Origin of the sequence: Curtobacterium sp. B8 (genome assembly GCF_000333315.1) — a bacterium.
GTDB lineage: Bacteria > Actinomycetota > Actinomycetes > Actinomycetales > Microbacteriaceae > Curtobacterium > Curtobacterium luteum.
This window is the reverse complement of the sequence record NZ_BACW01000189.1, coordinates 1-816: the sequence shown is the minus strand read 5'-3', so window position 1 is coordinate 816 and position 816 is coordinate 1. Positions and strand designations below refer to the sequence as shown.

1 protein-coding gene and 1 pseudogene are annotated in these 816 nt (G+C 71.6%); both read left to right on the top strand.

What is annotated here, in order from left to right:
- Positions 1 to 47 precede the first annotated feature (47 nt).
- Positions 48 to 497 carry a nuclease-related domain-containing protein gene (locus I59_RS23830; protein ID WP_376764444.1) on the top strand — a complete coding sequence of 150 codons (450 nt, stop codon included), beginning with the start codon at positions 48 to 50 and terminating at the stop codon, positions 495 to 497.
- Positions 380 to 816: pseudogene (locus tag I59_RS20655) on the top strand (hypothetical protein); the annotation flags it as partial. The gene I59_RS23830 and the pseudogene I59_RS20655, both read left to right, overlap by 118 nt.

The window sequence follows — 816 nt, the reverse complement described above, 5'->3', positions numbered from 1 at the left end:
ACCGGCGGCAGGCTGACGAAGCCGAGCAGCAGGCGGGACGCTACGAGATCGCCGAGCGCACCGAGGCCGAGACCGCACGGTTCCTCGCCCCACTCGCCGGCATCGGCTACCACCTCCTCGCGGACCGGCGGTGGCCCGGGAGCAAGCACGCCCAGGTCGACATGATCGTCGTCGGCAGCGCCGGTGTCTTCATCGTCGACACGAAGGCGTGGCGCGAAGTCTCGGTCCACGGCGATCGCATCCACCGCGGGCAGGAGGATGTCACCGACGACGTCGCTCGCCTCGCGGACCTCGTGTACGGAGCCGAGGCTGCTCTCGCAGAGATCGGCCTCCCGCCGGCGAAGTCCACGCGGTCGTCGCACTCGCCGACCAGCGCCGGATGCACGCGCACGTCGCCTCGGTCGACGTCATCGGGGTCCACGACCTCGTCGGTCACATCACGAAGCGCAACGCACGGTTGTCCCCCGCCCGCGTCGACCAGGTGCTCGCCGCTGTGATGGCCCACTTCCCCGTCATCGACGGCGCCCAGCCCCCCGAGCAGCAGCTGACCGTCCCGGAGCCGGTCCTCCCCCGCCAGGACCTGCCTCGACCTGTCGAAATCGACGACGCCGAGCTTGCCCGACATCTCCTCGACGGCGTCCTCGAGGCCCCCATCGAGGAGTGGATGGCGTTCCTCGACCCGTCGCAGGCCAAGCTCGTCCGCCGCAACTTCAACGGCCCGGCGCGCATCCGCGGCGCCGCCGGCACCGGCAAGACCGTCGTCGGCCTCCACCGCGCCGCTACCTCGCCCGCGCGGGTACCGGTCGCGTGTTGTTC